Origin of the sequence: Bifidobacterium sp. ESL0728, assembly GCF_029392015.1 — a bacterium.
Classification (GTDB): domain Bacteria; phylum Actinomycetota; class Actinomycetes; order Actinomycetales; family Bifidobacteriaceae; genus Bifidobacterium.
The window spans coordinates 1,779,849-1,796,349 of the sequence record NZ_CP113925.1; the positions used below are offsets into that span (position 1 = coordinate 1,779,849).

The 16,501-nt window shown below is 55.9% G+C and carries 12 protein-coding genes; 2 read left to right on the forward strand and 10 right to left on the reverse strand.

Annotation, left to right across the window (positions count from 1 at the left end; genetic code table 11):
- Nucleotides 1-72: 72 nt before the first annotated feature.
- The 3 genes from OZX67_RS06775 to OZX67_RS06785 all read right to left on the reverse strand — a co-directional run bounded on the left by OZX67_RS06775 (nt 73) and on the right by OZX67_RS06785 (nt 4,621).
- A complete protein-coding gene (locus OZX67_RS06775) occupies nt 73-1,173 on the reverse strand; it encodes an ROK family protein (protein WP_277141946.1) in 1,101 nt (366 codons plus the stop codon).
- Nucleotides 1,170-2,417, reverse strand: a complete 1,248-nt coding sequence (locus OZX67_RS06780) for an ROK family protein (RefSeq protein WP_277141948.1) — start codon at nt 2,415-2,417, stop codon at nt 1,170-1,172. The genes OZX67_RS06775 and OZX67_RS06780 overlap by 4 nt, the downstream gene beginning before the upstream one ends.
- 215 nt (nt 2,418-2,632) lie before the next feature.
- The gene (locus OZX67_RS06785; RefSeq protein WP_277141950.1) at nt 2,633-4,621 is read right to left on the reverse strand and encodes a family 20 glycosylhydrolase; all 1,989 of its coding nucleotides are present in this window, start codon (nt 4,619-4,621) and stop codon (nt 2,633-2,635) included.
- Between the two features lie 338 nt (nt 4,622-4,959).
- On the opposite strand from OZX67_RS06785, the gene OZX67_RS06790 reads away from it, so the two are divergent.
- Together OZX67_RS06790 and OZX67_RS06795 are read left to right on the forward strand one after the other, a co-directional pair.
- A complete protein-coding gene (locus OZX67_RS06790) occupies nt 4,960-6,285 on the forward strand; it encodes a glycoside hydrolase family 125 protein (protein WP_277141952.1) in 1,326 nt (441 codons plus the stop codon).
- 192 nt (nt 6,286-6,477) lie between these two features.
- Nucleotides 6,478-7,710: an AGE family epimerase/isomerase gene (locus tag OZX67_RS06795; protein ID WP_277141954.1), complete on the forward strand. Its 1,233-nt coding sequence runs from the start codon at nt 6,478-6,480 to the stop codon at nt 7,708-7,710.
- A 152-nt stretch (nt 7,711-7,862) separates the two neighbouring features.
- Here the strand turns inward: OZX67_RS06795 and OZX67_RS06800 are convergent, their stop codons facing one another.
- The 7 genes from OZX67_RS06800 to OZX67_RS06830 all read right to left on the reverse strand — a co-directional run bounded on the left by OZX67_RS06800 (nt 7,863) and on the right by OZX67_RS06830 (nt 16,376).
- The gene (locus OZX67_RS06800; protein WP_277144997.1) at nt 7,863-8,972 is read right to left on the reverse strand and encodes a LacI family DNA-binding transcriptional regulator; all 1,110 of its coding nucleotides are present in this window, start codon (nt 8,970-8,972) and stop codon (nt 7,863-7,865) included.
- A gap of 225 nt (nt 8,973-9,197) precedes the next feature.
- On the reverse strand, nt 9,198-9,392 hold the full coding sequence (locus OZX67_RS06805) for a hypothetical protein (protein ID WP_277141955.1): 195 nt from the start codon (nt 9,390-9,392) through the stop codon (nt 9,198-9,200).
- Nucleotides 9,393-9,400: 8 nt separating this feature from the next.
- Nucleotides 9,401-11,818, reverse strand: a complete 2,418-nt coding sequence (locus OZX67_RS06810; protein WP_277141957.1) for a glycoside hydrolase family 3 N-terminal domain-containing protein — start codon at nt 11,816-11,818, stop codon at nt 9,401-9,403.
- A gap of 143 nt (nt 11,819-11,961) precedes the next feature.
- Nucleotides 11,962-13,260 carry a glycosyl hydrolase gene (locus OZX67_RS06815; RefSeq protein ID WP_277141959.1) on the reverse strand — a complete coding sequence of 433 codons (1,299 nt, stop codon included), beginning with the start codon at nt 13,258-13,260 and terminating at the stop codon, nt 11,962-11,964.
- A 5-nt stretch (nt 13,261-13,265) separates the two neighbouring features.
- Complete coding sequence (locus OZX67_RS06820) at nt 13,266-14,105, reverse strand: carbohydrate ABC transporter permease (protein ID WP_277141961.1); 840 nt, start codon at nt 14,103-14,105, stop codon at nt 13,266-13,268.
- Entirely contained in the window at nt 14,105-15,064 is a 960-nt protein-coding gene (locus OZX67_RS06825) for a sugar ABC transporter permease (protein ID WP_277141963.1), read from the reverse strand. The genes OZX67_RS06820 and OZX67_RS06825 overlap by 1 nt, the downstream gene beginning before the upstream one ends.
- 19 nt (nt 15,065-15,083) lie before the next feature.
- Complete coding sequence (locus OZX67_RS06830; protein ID WP_277141966.1) at nt 15,084-16,376, reverse strand: sugar ABC transporter substrate-binding protein; 1,293 nt, start codon at nt 16,374-16,376, stop codon at nt 15,084-15,086.
- Nucleotides 16,377-16,501: the final 125 nt, after the last annotated feature.

Sequence of the window (16,501 nt, forward strand, 5' to 3'; positions counted from 1 at the left end):
TTTTTTCTGAACCTTTGCATGTTGCGTTGGGCAACATGTCCAAGTCTTCTTTTGTTTTATCTGTCGACGGCTTTATCCGTTGACGGTTCTGGCCATCGCATAACCCGCACCGATGCAGCCGATTGGCTTGTTTGAGTCCACCAAGGCAACCCGGCCGTCCAGATGCAACGAGGCGATGAACGGACTGTCTGAGGCGCGGGTGCGAAGCTCGGCGCGTATCGCGTCAAGCAGCGGAGCACCCGTTTTGGCCGTTCCCCCGCCGATCATGATGATTCTAGAGTCAACGGCGAGCGCGAGGACGTCGATGGCATCGGCGATGGCCCCGATAACGGTGCCTAAAACCTCGCAAGCTGCCTTATGCTGAGGATTTCCGGCATCATTTGCCTTGGCGATGATGTCGGGCATCGGCGGGTCGGCTTGCGGCCATTGGCGCTTGATGGCGTTGCCTCCGGCAGCGCTTTCAAGGCAACCTTTCTGACCGCATCCGCAGAGCCAACGGTGCCGTTCGACAGGGATATGGCCGATTTCGCCGACCACTCCGCTGAAACCGCTGTCGAGCACGCCGTCGCGCAGAACGCCTGCGGCGAGGCCGGTTCCGAGATTGAGGAACGCGAATACGTCACTTGCCGATTGGCTTTCCGATTGCGTTTCGTTGCGATCGCCAAGCGTGACGTAAGCCCCCAGCGTAGCGGCGTTGACATCGTTTTCGAGATGGGCCGGCAAACCGTTGGCTTCGCTGATTTCGTCGGCCAGCGCAAGACGCGGGATACCGAGGTTGGCCACATTTTCCACCACGCCGGTTTTCGGGTAGACCCGACCGGGGATGCACAGACCGATACCGATTAACGCCGAATCATCGATCCGTCCTGATTCATGCGACGAATCCAACTCCGTCTGATTGCGCGATTCATCGCTACACAGCAAACCGACGACTCGGTTCACATCCTCTACAACCTCTCGGCATCCCGGTCGCGCCGGAACGCGTGCCGTATCGAGCACACGGCACCCGCCCTGTTTGTCGAAATCCAGCAATGCACCTGCGATTTTCGTGCCGCCGATATCGACGCCGATATATCGTCCCGGGCAACGCAAAGCCTGGGTACTATGAGAACTGGCATCATTAAAAGACATATGCGCCGGCCTCATGGCACTGTCTTCAATAGCGTTCGTCATATCGTTTCGCCCCTTTTCTTCACTGGCTGAGCTCCATTGCTCTGAGCTATATTTTGCATTACGTCAGCTTTGTTTGTTTCGCGCACTGCTTTTTCGCCGGAACCTGCACCTTCAAGCCCGCTTTGAACGCTTTCGTGACGTGTATGGATACTGTCGACCAGACGGCGAATAACCGCTTCGGCCTGGCCGCGCAACACGAGGTCGTCGCCTTGCTGACAACGACGAACCGACGGCTGGCCATGATAGTCAACGAAGGTTTTGCCCTTCAGCTCCTCACGCATGGCCTCTAAAAACGCCGTTCCGACGATATCGGCCGGACCCGCCACCGAGACATCCGCCAAATCAAGAAGACTCACCGACATGGCCAGTGCGCCGCCCAGCATGGTTCCCGCATTGGCGAGAATTGTTTCCCGTGCTTGTGGTTCAGCCTCGATGCGTTCGCGGAGTTTCGGGACGCTCACCATCATTTCCAGGCATCCCCGCTTGCCACAGACGCACTGCGGACCATCGGGGGCAACCACGACGTGCCCGATCTCACCGGCCGAATATCCGCTGCCGTCGACGATCTTTCCGTCAACGCACACGGCCGCGCCCACGCCCTGTCCTATATGGACGAACAGCGAATCCGCAGAACCGTCGCCAAAAGCGCATTCCCCCAAAAGCCCCATATTGACGTCATTACAGACCAGAACCGGCAGATGAAGCTTCCCTTCAAGGCGGGCTTTCAAAGCGACACCGGCCCATCCAAGATTGACCGAACGAACCACTACGCCTTCGGCATTGACAACGCCGGGTACCGCAACCCCCAACCCCAACACCGGCCGATTGGTGAGACCAAGCACCTTGGCGCACACGGCATCCACATCTTCGATTCTGAGCCGTCCGGAGCTTTCATAGGAGATTTCCACACGTTCGAGGATGCGACCAAGCAAATCGGTCAACACCGCCCTCAGCACAAACCGCTGGGTCAGATCGACGGAAGCCACGCACCAGCCGTCGGCGTCAACGGCAAGCATCACCGAACGCTTGCCACGCCCGGAGCGATGGTCAAGTCCTACCTCACGCAGCAGACGGTTATCAATCATCTCACCGGTCAGATCGCTGATCGCCATTCTGGAAAGCCCCATGCGGCGCCCCAGCTCGGCACGGGATATCGTCTCGGCGTCGGTAACGAGCCTGAACGCCGTACGGATATTGACAGCACGGATATCCGAGGGATCCGATTTCAGAGACTTCCGACTCATACCGTGCCTTTCGTATGAAAACAAATTTTATGTAAACTATATTTACTTTTCATTGTATTGTATGGAGTACCCATATTGTTTGTATTTTTATATTATTTTATCGACAGTAAAATCTCATAAGATACTTTTTACTCCTTATGTCAACACTTATAACATATTACTTAATCACCGTATCAAAGGAGACAAAAACTGCCGTGACAACAACGATGCCACCCTCACTGCTGGTCTGCACCAGCACGAAGCAAATCGGCCAAACGCCAAACCACGCCGCCGATTCTCTTGACCTCGGATTCCTTGCTGGTTTCACGCCATAGTGACAGATAGGCTTCGAACCAACGTTCCAGGTCGGCGGCCAAGGCTTCAGGGCGCTCCATGCGCTTATCGTCGTCAAGCAACCCACAACCGACCGCAAGCCACCAGCCACAGGCATCAAAAAGATCCTGCCCCTGCGCCATGCGCAGCACAACTCGCGCAAGAGGATGATCCGCAACGTTGATACCACCCGCCGCAAGCGTCTTCTGCACGCGGTCGAGCGCACGCTGCTTTCCCGGCACCTGAAGCAGACGAGCCTCAAGAGTAATCAGGAAACATTTGCGGGCGGCAGCGAGATCACCCGCATCGGCCACAGCCTGACGCTTCGGGTCGGCAACGTCGTCGAATATGCGCTGCACGTCCTTGTTCAGCGTGCCGTCGCCATAGTCGAGCTCAAGGAAATCGACGGCGTCGGCCCAAGTGAAGTCGGCCGCAAGCCGGCTCTCATTCCACGCGCCCAACACCGCGAGCTGCGTATCGCCGAAAATCAGACGTTCAACCCGCCAATTGAGTTCATCAAAGCCGGCATCGCCTCCGTTCCATCCGGATTCTGCTCCGTAAAGCATGCCCGGCACGCTCAGCCGCGGGTCGTTGACATGCCCGTAATCGCCCCAATCAGTCACCAGATAGCCGTCTGCGCCGCATTGCAAGCCGTAGCGGCCCACTTTGCTGATATTCTCCCAGGCATCATGCAGAGAAGGCAGCATCTGATTCCACCCGTGCACCGCAGGGCAGACATACTGCCGCACGCCCGCATCGCCAAGCGTTCGCATGGTTTCATCGGTGACTTGTGGCGAATACTGCCAGTTGAGCAAAGTGGTCGTTTTATCAAGCCTAGAAAGCATGTCCGGGTGTTGCAAAGCGATATCCGCCCACATCATCGGCTCATGACCCTTGCCAGCAATATGCGCGCTGAGCCTATTGACATAATCCGAGTACATTTCACTTTCCGTAATATCGCCCATCAAAGCTCGCGAACGGCCTCGCCCGAGATCGAAGGTCTCGTCGGCACAGATATTGAATTTCTTCGAGGCAAACAACGGCATATACCGGTCGATCAGCGAGCAGGAAAGCTTGAACGCCTTGTCAAGTGCGACGTTCAGCGTATGGTGTTCCTGACGTTCGATGAAGCTGAAGGGCCGATCGGCATCTTCCGGGAACTCCCCCAAATCACGGAAACCTTGGGTGCGCAGCACAGCATAAAGGTGACCGAACGTCGAAATTGAAGGCACCAGCTCGATGCCACGGGAGAGGCAATACCGGTCGAATTCCATGATTTCCGAGGGAGTCAGCGGGTCCAGGCCGCGCCAAGCCTCACTCAAACCGAGAAAAGCAAAGGAATGTTCGATATAGAGTTGCAGCTGATTGTATTTGCCTTCTTCAAGCATGTCAGCCCAACGTTTAAGCCAAGCCAACCTGGGCACGCGCCCTCGGGTCACGTCGAGATAGTAGCCGCGAACCTTGAAACTGGGCGAATCCTCGATATGGATGACGGGCAGTACGGTGCCGCACTGGCGAACCAGCTGACGCACCGTCTGCACGGCGTAGCGCAGACCCGCAAAGTCACCGCCGGCAATCACGATCAAGCCGTCGCCGACATCGATAAGGGAAGCCTGCTCACCCAGCGACGGCCTGATATCAAGCCTTACCTCACCTTTCCAATCTCCGCGCGCTACCTGCCACGTGCCTCCGGTCGCCTTCCCCAATTCGTCGACCAGTTGCCGCGTAAGGAATCCGGACTGCCCGCCGAGCGCTTCGCTTTCGACAACCGTACCATCGAAAAACGAGACGGTCTCTCCCGGCACCACCGACACACCCTTGGGCCAGGGCACCAACGCCACCGGCCTGCCGAGCACCGACAGCTGAGACGATGAGACGGTTTGATATCGCATAGAGACACTCCCCCACTTTGCGGCTCATGGTGTACGGCTGCGTGATATATAAATTGTTTGGCTCTCTTACTTATTCATTTCTAAAATCACGTATTCTTCAGAGTATAGCGTAACCAATCCCCTTATATTTTACTATGATATCAACAAAACTATGAAGGAAAACGGCACAGCTTAACTATGATATTATTTGTATGTTTACCATACAATAAGCATACAAAATGCCGATTCCCCTTTCGGAACATGTCGGCACATCTAAGGATGATATGAACAACACGTCAAGCTCGGATTTGCCCGCAGCCTTGTCGTAAACCGCTTGCAAGAGGAAACAGGAAACGCCAATGACCGCCGCAGACAAATACACAGTTCCCGAATCCGTAAAAGATTTCATGCAGCATATCCGCTCGCTTTGCGGCGAGACACACGCCGATTGGGCGCAGACCTTCGACATGACCTTCACCGACACGCTGACCACCACCGTTCGGCGCGAAAACGACGGCAGCACCTTCCTGTTGACCGGCGACATTCCTGCCATGTGGCTACGGGACTCGACGGCCCAAATGCGGCCGTACCTGCCGATCGCCAAAAACGACCCGGAACTTGCCGAACTGATCGGAGGCCTGTCGAGACGCCAGTCCTTCTACATCACCATCGATCCTTACGCCAACGCCTTCAACGAAACACCGAGCGGCGCTTCTTGGGACAAAGGCGACAAAACCGACCGTACAAGCCCATGGCTTTGGGAGCGCAAATACGAACTGGATTCACTGTGCTACCCCGTGCAACTGGCGTGGTTGCTCTACCGCAACACCGGTTACACCGCGCATTTCAACGACGATTTCGTCAAGGCGGCCGGCCTGATTCTTGACGTTTTTTCGCTCGAACAGTATCACGAACAATCACCGTACTTCTTCATCCGCGACACGACGCTTCCCACCAATACCCTTTCGCACGATGGAAGGGGCACGCCTGTGGCCGCAACCGGAATGACATGGTCCGGCTTCCGACCCAGCGACGACAGCTGCACCTACCACTATCTGGTGCCGGCCAATATGTTCGTTTGCGTCATTCTGGGCTATATGGTGCGTCTTTTCGACGGCCGTGATCCGAAACTTCCCAAGGCACTGAACAGGCCCGACATCGTCAAACGCGCGAAGGCTCTGCAAGGAGCAATCAACGAAGGCATCCGCGCCCACGGCATCACCGAAAACCGTGACGGCGAAACCGTCTACGCCTACGAAACCGATGGCCTTGGGAACGCCACACTGATGGACGATGCCAACATCCCGAATTTGCTGGCGGCGCCATACCTCGGTTTCTGTGCTACAGACGACCCAACCTATCTGGCGACCAGACGGACACTGTTGAGTGACGAAAACCCCTATTACTATTCCGGCCGTTACGCCGCCGGCATCGGTTCCTCCCATACCGATCCGGGCCGCGTCTGGCCCATCGCCCTGTCGGTGCAAGGGCTCACCTGCGACGACAAAGCCGAAAAGGAGCATCTGCTCGACACGTTGGCCGCAACAACCGACGGCACACATCTGATGCACGAAGGCTTCGACGTCAATGACCCGAGCAAATACACCAGGCCTTGGTTCAGCTGGGCCAACATGATGTTCTGCGAACTGACCATGAATTACTTCGACATCAACGTGCTGCGATGAAAAACCATATCCTGTATACACACAATAAAAATTACCTGTCTGCTGACAGATCAGGAATTCGAATCTATACTGGTAACGATACAACTAAAACGGTTAAGTTCCTATCGGCAATTCGATGGCAATCTTTATCAGCTTCAGGCCGCTACGTCGCCGATCGGACGAAGCGCCTGAAACGCAAATGAAAGGAATACAATGACGAATCCGAAATACGAGCTGGGTACGCTCGCCAACCGCACGTTCATGGCAAACGAGACCTACGAACTGCTGAACTTCGGCAAGGGCTTCGCCGTGCCGCAGGGCGGTTCGGGATGGCTTGACGACGAAGGCCACATCGATCCCTCGCATGGCATCCAGACTTGGATTACGGGGCGGATGACGCATGTCTACTCGATCGGTGCGATGCTGGGCTATCCGGGCGCCGAAAAGCTCGTGGATGCGGGCCTGAAGGGACTCACCGGTATCCTGCACGACGACAGGAACGGCGGCTGGTATCCTTCGATCCAGGCCGACGGCACCCCCGAACCTGGCAAGACCTGCTATCCGCACGCTTTCGTGATGCTCTCCGCATCCTCGGCCCTGCTTATCGGACGTCCGGGCGCGAAGGAATTGCTGGACGAGATCCTCAAAACCTATGACGAGTATTTCTGGGACGATAAGGCGGGGCTGGCCGTCGACACCTGGGATTCCACATTCTCCACACTCGACGACTACCGCGGCATCAACGCCAACATGCACACCACCGAGGCGTTCCTCGCCGTCGCCGACGCCACCGGCGACAACAAGTACCGCGTGCGCGCCGGCCGCATCATCGATCATGTCGTCGGCTGGGCAAGGAACAATAACTGGCGCATCCCGGAGCATTTCGGGCCGGACTGGTCGATCGACCTCGAATACAACGCGGACAAGAAGGACGACCAGTTCAAGCCATACGGCGCCACCCCGGGCCACGGCATCGAGTGGGCCCGCCTCATCACGCAGTGGGCGTTGAGTTCCTTCGCCAACCGCGCGGGCGCACGGCCTTATATCGACGCCGCCGAACACTTGTTCCGCCAGGCGGTCGCCGACGGCTGGAACCGCAACGGCACGGTGGGCATGGCCTACACCGTCGACTGGAACGGCAACCCGGTGGTCACCGACCGCATGCACTGGACGTTGGCCGAGGCTCTCAACACGTCCTCGACGCTTTACAAGGTCTCCGACAAAGAAGAGTACCTCGACTGGTACGCAACCTTCGCCCAGTACGTCGACGAGCACTTGATCGACCACGAAAAGGGCAGCTGGTTCCATCAGCTCGACCAGGACAACCGCGTCATCGGCACGGTGTGGCCGGGCAAGTCGGACGTCTACCACGCCTTCCAGTCCACGCTGGTCCCGTTCCTCGACCCGGCGGTCTCCATTGCCACAGCGGTAAAAAACGCTGAATAATCAGGATTCGATTCAGAAATCACGATAATCACCAGAACATTGGAGCAGGGCGTTGCCGGATTTTTACATTCCGGCAACGCCCTGCTCCGATTTTGTTCAAGCCTCATTCAATACGCGGTATAAAAACACCGTTATCCTGCCACTCAACAGCGTCAGGATTTATCGGCCGCAACCTCGCCTTTCCCATTCGTCGTGCTCTCGCGCACGACGAGTTTCGGCTGAAGAATCCGGCGGTTGCCCGATACCGACTCCCCCGCCAGACGTTTCATCAACAACTTGGCGACGCGTTTGCCGTATTCGCCGGGATCGCGGTGTACGGCGGTGATCGAGGGATACGTGGCCGTGCAGATGAAGCTGTCTTCGAAACTCACGATGGCAGGCAGATTGTCGGGGAAAGTCCTGCCATCATCATTCTGCAGACCGGCAGGAACGTCATCACAAAGCGATAAGCGTTCCAAAGCCCGCAGGCTTGCCGCAGCCATCGTCTCGTTCTCGTAAATGAACGCATTGGGCGCGAACTTGCCGCTCATCATCGAACAGGTCTGGGCCGCGGCCGCCTCAGAATCAAAATTGGTGTAACTCACCGCAGAAAATTCCAAGGCGTATTTGGTGGAAAGCTCGTTGAACGCCGCCGCACGCATCTTGCTGTAATCGAGATCCCGGTCACCGGAAAAATAGGCGATTCGGGTCCGTCCGACGTCAACCAGATGACAAAGAATCTTGTCCATCGTCCCCGAATCGTCAATCGACAACGAAGGAACCAGATCGCCCGGATCAGGGCCGCCGGCAAGCACCGCCGGAATATCAAGCTCGTTAAGCAACTCCGGCCGGGGATCTTGCGAGCGCAGATCGACCAACACCACACCGTCCACGCGCTTGCGCTTGCTCCAATCACGATAGATGGAAAGCTCTTCCTGCAACGATTGCGCGGGCCTGTACAAGATGCCGTACCCCTTGCGGCTCAATGAATCATGAAGCCCGGCCATAAAATGCAGCATGAACGACTCGGTCTGCAGATTGCCGCCGGAACGCGATGGCACGAAGCCTACCGTCATCGTGCGTGACGAACTCAATGCCTGCGCGGCATAGACCGGACTCCAGCCCAAGCGTTCGGCTGCCGCCTTGACCTTGCGCTTGGTCTTCTCGGACACCCCGGGTTTGTCGTTCACGGCAAAAGAAACAGCCGTCTGAGAGATTCCCAGTTCGTCGGCCACGTCCTTGAGACTTACGCGTTTGGACGCATTTGCACCACTTTGATGCATCGACCCAAGTTTCTTCGAACTCACGTGTAATCTGCCTCTCGCCTTTGACGACAATTGTTCAGTGGCATTACCCAGCACGAAAACGCCATGCAATTGCAACCTGATTCTACAGGCTACTAGGCTCTCTCGGCAAAACCGATTTAGTTGCCTCTTGTTATCTCACTAATTGACCATTATTATTATAATTAATTAACATACAGTGCATTATTATTACAAAATTATAATTTATGGGCGATGCTGAATTCCTGCCACCGCCATAGGCAATAGCTTGCGGCTACCAACGCAACTTTTCTCAATGAACTCTTTATATGACTTCATCACTGCTCTTTTCTTGACAACAATCGACGCTCTTGTTTTCCAACACAAAGCGGTATCAACATGTGTCGTTTCAGCAACATCGAATGAAACATCATCAACCATGGAAACAACTACAAATTTGTCGGCGCTATGACACCGTAAGGAGCTTGCATATCGTCAAGCAGCTCCACCCTGCTCCCTTCTTTGACGTCGAATACCGCCTCATAGGGCAGAACACGAGATATAACTGAATCTTCTGAAGCCCTGCGCTGACGAGCGCTGAAAATGGCGACAAGCCGGCGTTGGCGGGGAATCAGACTTCCTCCGCTGGTACGGATAAACAGATTGACTGCCCTGCCCTTCCACTCACTTTGCGATTGTGACGGCGAGGGCGTTCCCAGTTGCATGGAGATCCTTATTTTGCCGACAAGGTCCTCATTGCGACGCACCTCTATCGCATTGTTTTCGCAGGAAACCACGCGCAGCACCTGAGCACTTTCAATCACTATTTTCTCGGCCCTAACGGGTGAAATATCCGAGAATCCGAATGGATAGAGCACAGGGGCCTTTGCATCCTTATAGACGTTGGATGCCGGCTGCCTGTCGTTGTAATGCACCGGTTCCACGCCATCTGTGGAAGGCAAAGTTACCGACAACATACCGGTGCATACGTTTCTGCCGAGGATAGCGGAAGCCACGGCTTCGGCACCGTAAGGTCCGGCGTACCCCGCCCAAATCACCTTGTCGGAATACGAGTTGAGCTGTGTCAGCACCTGCGGTCTGCCTGAAACGACTACCGAGACCACGGGTGACGAAGAGGTGCCATGCACATATTCCAGCCATTCATCCTGATGCCAAGGCAGGCGAATCGAAGCCAGATCCACGCCCTCCCCTCCGGTCGCTCGGCTCTCGCCCGCATCTCCCGCAGCACCGTTGTCGGCAAAATCCTCTTTGTAGAGCCGCTCGCTTGTGCCGCCGGCGACGTTGACGATCAATGCCGCTTCACGTAGCAAAGCGTCGTCTTTCTCGCCCATCGGCAATAGACGCACATCGCTGTCAGGTAAGAGCATATGCATCTGCCGATAGAGCGTGGTCCGCTTTTCCAGCGACAAAGGCGCGGTATAGTCGCCATAAAAACAAGCCGCATCGTCGGCCAGCGCACCCGTGATCACGATGGGTCCCGGTCCAAGGCCGCTCCAATCGGCGCGACCATCATTCTTCAGTTCGACCAGGCAAGCCTGCGCGCATGCGCGGGAACAGCGTTCACCTTGCGCGAGGGCCTGACGCAATTTCGTGTTGTCGGCGGTTTGACAAAGCGAAGGATGCTGCGACCCCTTTTCGGTTGAGGTCAGATTCAGGGATTCTGGCTTATCGATATTGGCAGGCTTCGATTGTTCAGCACTGTGTGGCAACAGCGAGAACCGCTGTTTCAAAAGCAGCACCCTACGCACCGATCGATCGATTGCCGCCTCAATCGCATCGATATCGTAATGCCGACCTAAAGGCTCAAGACCGGAAGTTTCGTCCACTGAACGAATTTCGGCCACACTGGTGTCAAGCGAGGCGAAACCCTCATCCCAAAGCGAGACGTCCACCCCACCGAGCAAGGCGGCCAACCCAGCTGCCTGATTTGATCCCGTCATGGCAGACAGCCGGTCGACGGCAAGGCCATCGGCCATCACAATGCCGTCGAAGCCCAGTTCGTCGCGAAGATATGTTTTCAGTAGTTTCGGGTTGGCACAGCATGGCACGCCGTCGATGTCGTTATACGCTGCCATGAATCCATAGGCTCCGGCCTTCACAGACGCGACCACGGGTGGCAGATGAATCTCACACAGGTCATTGGAACCGATGATTGCAGACTGGCCGTTGCGCCCGCCGATGGCCTCACCTTGGGCCGCGAGATGCTTCATGACCACTGCGACACCGCCATGGCCCACCAATGACCTGCCTTCCCCTTGCATCCCCTTGACGGTTGCTTCGCACATCCGCACGGCAAGACACGGATCCTCGCCGAAACATTCCTCGCACCTTCCCCACCGCGGGTCACGGGCGATATCAAGCCCCGAAACCAACGCAATATGTACACCGCTCTCATAAAGCTCACTGCCGACACTGCGCTGAGCCTGCTCAACCAGTTCGGGGTCGAACGTCGCTCCCAGAGCAAGATTGACTGGCAAGATGGTTCCGCCGAGGGCCTGATGCCCGTGAGGAGCCTCTTCGCTCAGCAATACTCCGATACCATGCGCCCCGCGCTCGACGACCGTCTGCTGAACGAGCGCGGATGCCTCCATGCGCTCTTCGGGACGAATGCCGTTGCCCCAATCCATCTGAGACCAAGGATCGGCACGGAACAGCCCATACAAAAGCCCAAGCCCTCCCCAGCGATCGATCTCTTCCTTGAGATAATCGGAGGCCGTAAGCTTTCCATTGACCCGTTTCAGGCATTTCCAGCCGAACAGCCTTTGGTTGAGCTGTCCGACCTTTTGTGTGAGAGTCATCGATGACATCAGGTCGTCGATATCGCACGAATCTTGTGCCGAATCCATTGTTCCCCACCTTGCGAATCAACCGAAAATAATATTATTAATCACTTTTTGATACATATAGCGATAAGAAAAGAGCTGACAGAAAACCAATAACCCCAGTCTCCCAATCAGCTCCTTCCATAATGGCTATTGAGCGGCAATGGCTATTGAGCAGCCACAGCATCTTCCAGCGATGGGTCCGAGACCGCGCTATAGGCGTCGCCTGCGGTCATCGGAACCTTCACACATTCGTTGATGCCAAGTTCCTCGAGCATGCCGGCATCGTTTGCCGTTTGCGACGTGACCAAAGCCGGACGCTTGCCTTGAGAACTCAGAGACATCCACTTCTCGAAGACGGAACCACCGGGAGCGCACGCGGCACGCAACGTCGGATTGCCGGCATCATTGCATTGCACCACGACTGCCGTCGAGCGTACCGGAGGTTCCCGACGTGAGTGATACTGCCGAGCCAGTCGGGCATATTCTTCCCCGATGGGCTTAAGTTTCCCGTTCTCATCGAACAGACCGAGATCATGCTCGAATGGAGGGAAATCCGACATGGCGCTCGTCACATCATGGGAGCACCACCAGGTCACCCCATACAGGTCCGTGCAATCCATCGCATGTTCGACGGTCTTCGCGCAGAATCGCGGTGTGTCTTGCACGTCGATGACATTCTGGGGTGCACCGATCTCCTGCAGCCAGACTGGATGGTGCGGATCATCGGCAAAGGCCTTGGAAAGTTCGGCCAGGTACTCGGCATGCCGGGTCCCCGTCTCGCTCATGGCACCGTACTTCTGCGCAGTGCCATTGAAAATCCAGGAATGGATGGCGGTGATGTCGCCGATGCCTGAAGCCTGCCGGGGCTCGAAGGGATGCCCATCCTCGTACCAGACAGCATCATTTTCACTGTGCAGCAGCACATGCCCGTTGGCGTGTGCCTTCTTTTCAATCGGGTCGAGCAGCGCATGCAGCCAAGCTTGCGCATCCTCGCTGGTGGCGTTCATCCGGCGGGGATGAATCCTGTCGGCGAATTGGTTGCATTCATTGCCTATATTGAGCCCCTTGAACCGCGGGACCGTCGACAACGCATCGTATAGCGCGGAAACAAGCTCGCTTTGCGCCTCAACAGCTTGCGGGTCGGAAAACATACTGTTTTCATGCCACGAGACCAGCCACGAGGGCACGAAATCGAAACTCGACAAATGCCCCTGAAGGACGTCCGAATAGACATCGAGCCCGCGTTCACTGGCCAAAGAGGCCATGTGCCGGACGTCTTCGATACCGTCCTGATTGATCCACGTACGGTTGGGTTGCAATACCGGCCAGAGCGGGAACAGACGCACGTGATCCATTCCCAACTCAGCTATGGCATCCAAATCCCGCTTAGTCGAATCCCAATCCGGGTGAAGCCAGGAATGGAACCAACCGTGTGAGGGCGTGTAATTGACACCGAATCTCATCGTCTTCACTCCTTGATGCCGCCCTGTTCCAAGCCTTGGAAGAAGTAGCGCTGGAAGCAGGCGAAGAATATCAGAATCGGGATCAACGACACCAGAGCACCCGCAGCGATCAGTCTCGGATCGGAGACGAACATGCCCTTAAGCCTGTTCATCCCCAGTGTCAGGGTGTAGTTCTTTTCATCGGAGATGACGATCAATGGCCAGAGGAAGTCGTTCCATGCGCCGACGAAGGCGAAGATGCCCACGACGGTCATGGTGCCCTTGACCTGCGGGACGCAGACGTGAATGAACTGCTGCCAAAGATTGGCACCGTCGACTTGTGCGGCCTCTTCCAATTCCTTGGGAATGGCCTGGAAGGCGTTGGTCATCAGGAGAATATTGATGGCTCCGCACATGCCCGGCAGCGCAACCGCCAGCAACGTGTTCTGCAGGTTGATGGCCCGCATGATAAGGAACTGAGAGATGATGACGCCTTCGACGGGGATGACCATGGTGCCCATGAAAATCAGGAACACCAGTTTGCGGCCATGCCACTTGAGCCTGCCCAGCGAATAGCCGGCCATGGTCGAGAAGATGACGTTGCCGGCAATCGAAAGGGCTGCGACGATGATGGTGTTCCACATGTAATGGAAAACCGGCACCTGCTGGAAGACGTGGACGTAGTTCTGCAGCGTCGGGGTCTTGGGAATGATATAAGGCGGAACGGCGTAGACGTTGTCTCCCGGGCCTTTGAGCGAAAGGGAAAGCTCCCAGATAAAGGGACCGACCAGAAGGATGAAAACCAGGATCAGGATCCCGTATTGGACGACTTTGCCGACCGTTACTTTCTTATGGTTGCTTTTCATCAGTCCTGACCCCTCTTCTGAATGATCTGCTGGATGACGAGCATGAAGCCTACGACAACCAGCACGATCAGCGACAACGCGCTGGCATAACCGGTATGCGCCTGTATGCCCGTGCCTTCCTGCTGAATGAGCATCGACATGGTGATGTCCTGCCCGCCCGGGCCTGCCGTACCGTTGGTCAACACGTAGATTTCGTTGAACACGCGGAACGCGGCGATGGTGGAAAGCATCATGATCAACACGATGGTGGAGCGCACTCCCGGCATCGTGATGGAAACGAACTGGCGTACCGGACCCGCCCCATCGAGCGAAGCCGCTTCGTACAGCGAATCATCGATATTGGCGAGCGCCGTCATGTAGATGACCATGTAGTAGCCGAGGCCCAGCCAGATCGTGACGAACATCGAGGAGAACAGGATCAGCCAACGGTCCGTCAGGAACGGGATCGGGGTCTTGATCAGATGGAAGGTCTCCAGCAACGAATTGACGAGGCCTTTGGAATCGAGAAGATTGGTCCAGATCATGCCGACGACCACCGCGCTCATGACTACAGGCATGTAGTAGGAGGTGCGGAAGAAGCCCATGATCTTGGAATTGCCGCGGACAAGGTTCGCCAGTATCAGCGGCAGAATAATCATGAACGGAACCACGCAGATAACGTAGAGCGTGGAATTGAGCAACGCGGTCCAGAAATATTCATCGTGGAAGATGTCGATGAAGTTCTGCCAGCCGATGAACTTGCCGGGAACCAGCAAGGTCGAATCAGTGAACGCCAGTCTGAATGTGTTGAGAGCCGCGACGATGACAAAAACGAAGACTATGAGAAAGGCCGGGAACACAAAAAGATATGGTGCCAAAGTCGTCAACACTGATTGCTGACGCTTTCTGGGAGCCGCTTTCTGAGCCCCAGCCGGGTCGGAGGACAAAGCCTTCGACCCGAATCTGGTGCTTTTGGACATGAGCTATACCGTCTCTTTACTACTTCTTGAGCTTGGAGTTGGCGAAGTCCACGGACTTGTCGAGCGCCTGCTTGGCGGTCTGCTTGCCTTGCAGAGCAAGGGCAGCCTGCTGCTGGAGATAGACCTTGCCGTTGGCATCGGTGAACTCGGCAGGACGGCAGGAATAGCCATCCTTGACTTCCTTCAACGTGATGGCCAGAGCCTTGCCCTGCAGCGTGCTGGTATCAAGCTTGGTGTAGTAAGGATCTTCAAGACCACCCTTGCTGGACGGGAACGTGCTGGACTTCTTCGCGAACTCAAGCTGGTTCTTCTTGTTGGTGACGTACTGGGCGAACTTCATGGCAGCTTCCTTGTGCTTGGTCTGGGAGCTGACGGCCAGCATCTCATAGGAGACCGTGGCGGAACGGCCTTCGTCGGTGATCTTGGGTCCGACGGCAAGATGCTTGACCAGATCCGGGGAGTTCTGCTGGAAGTCGGCCACCTGGTAGGCGCTGCCGCCCATGGCGATGATGGAGCCCTTCTGGAAGAACTCGCCCTGCTGCGACCACTGTGCGCTGAGCGCTTCGGACGGAATGCCCTTGTTCTTGTAAAGATCGACGAACTTCTGCAAATGTTCAACGGCCTTGTCGGTGTTGAAGGTGTACTTGGTGTGGTCCGCGTTCATGATCTTGACGCCGTGGGACGCATAATCGTCAACCGCACCGCCGAGCATGGTGGACATGTAGGCACCACAGCCGCTCTTGACCATGGTGTTGGCGTCGGTGAAGTAGTCGTCCCAGGTCACCGGCAGCTTGTTCGGATCGAGGCCACACTGCTGCATAAGCTGAGTATTGTAATACATAGGACCGTCATTGACATACCAAGGATAGCCGTAGGCACCTTCCTTGACACCATTGCCCTTGAAGGTGACGGCATCCCAAGCGCCGGGATAGAAGTTCTTCTGAGCGCCGGGGTCTTCCTTGCTGATATTGAGCAGGGCACCGGCCTTCGCCAGTCCGTACATCAGCGAAGGGCCTGCATCGATGATGTCCGGCAACGAATTTGCCGCGGCATCCGCGGAAAGCTTCTGCTCATAGTTGTCCGAGGGCTGGTCGATCCACTTGATCGTGACATCAGGATTGGCTTTTTCGTAAGCGGCAATCAACGACTTGAAATACGGGGTGTATTTGTCGTTTTTAAGGTTCCATGTCTGGAAAGAGACTTCGGTCTTTCCGTTCGCATCCTTGCTATTGGATTGTCCGCCACAGGCTGCAACGGAGAACAGCGTGGCTGCGGCAGCGGTGATGGCGATGGTCTTCTTCAGAGAAATCATCTGCTTTTCCTTTCTTTTCGCTCTCTCCAACTTTGGAAAGAACCAAGCGTTCAATCAATATAACTAAAACGCTTTAGTAACAATTATAATTATCAGTATCAGCATTTGTCAATTTCATCCCGGAT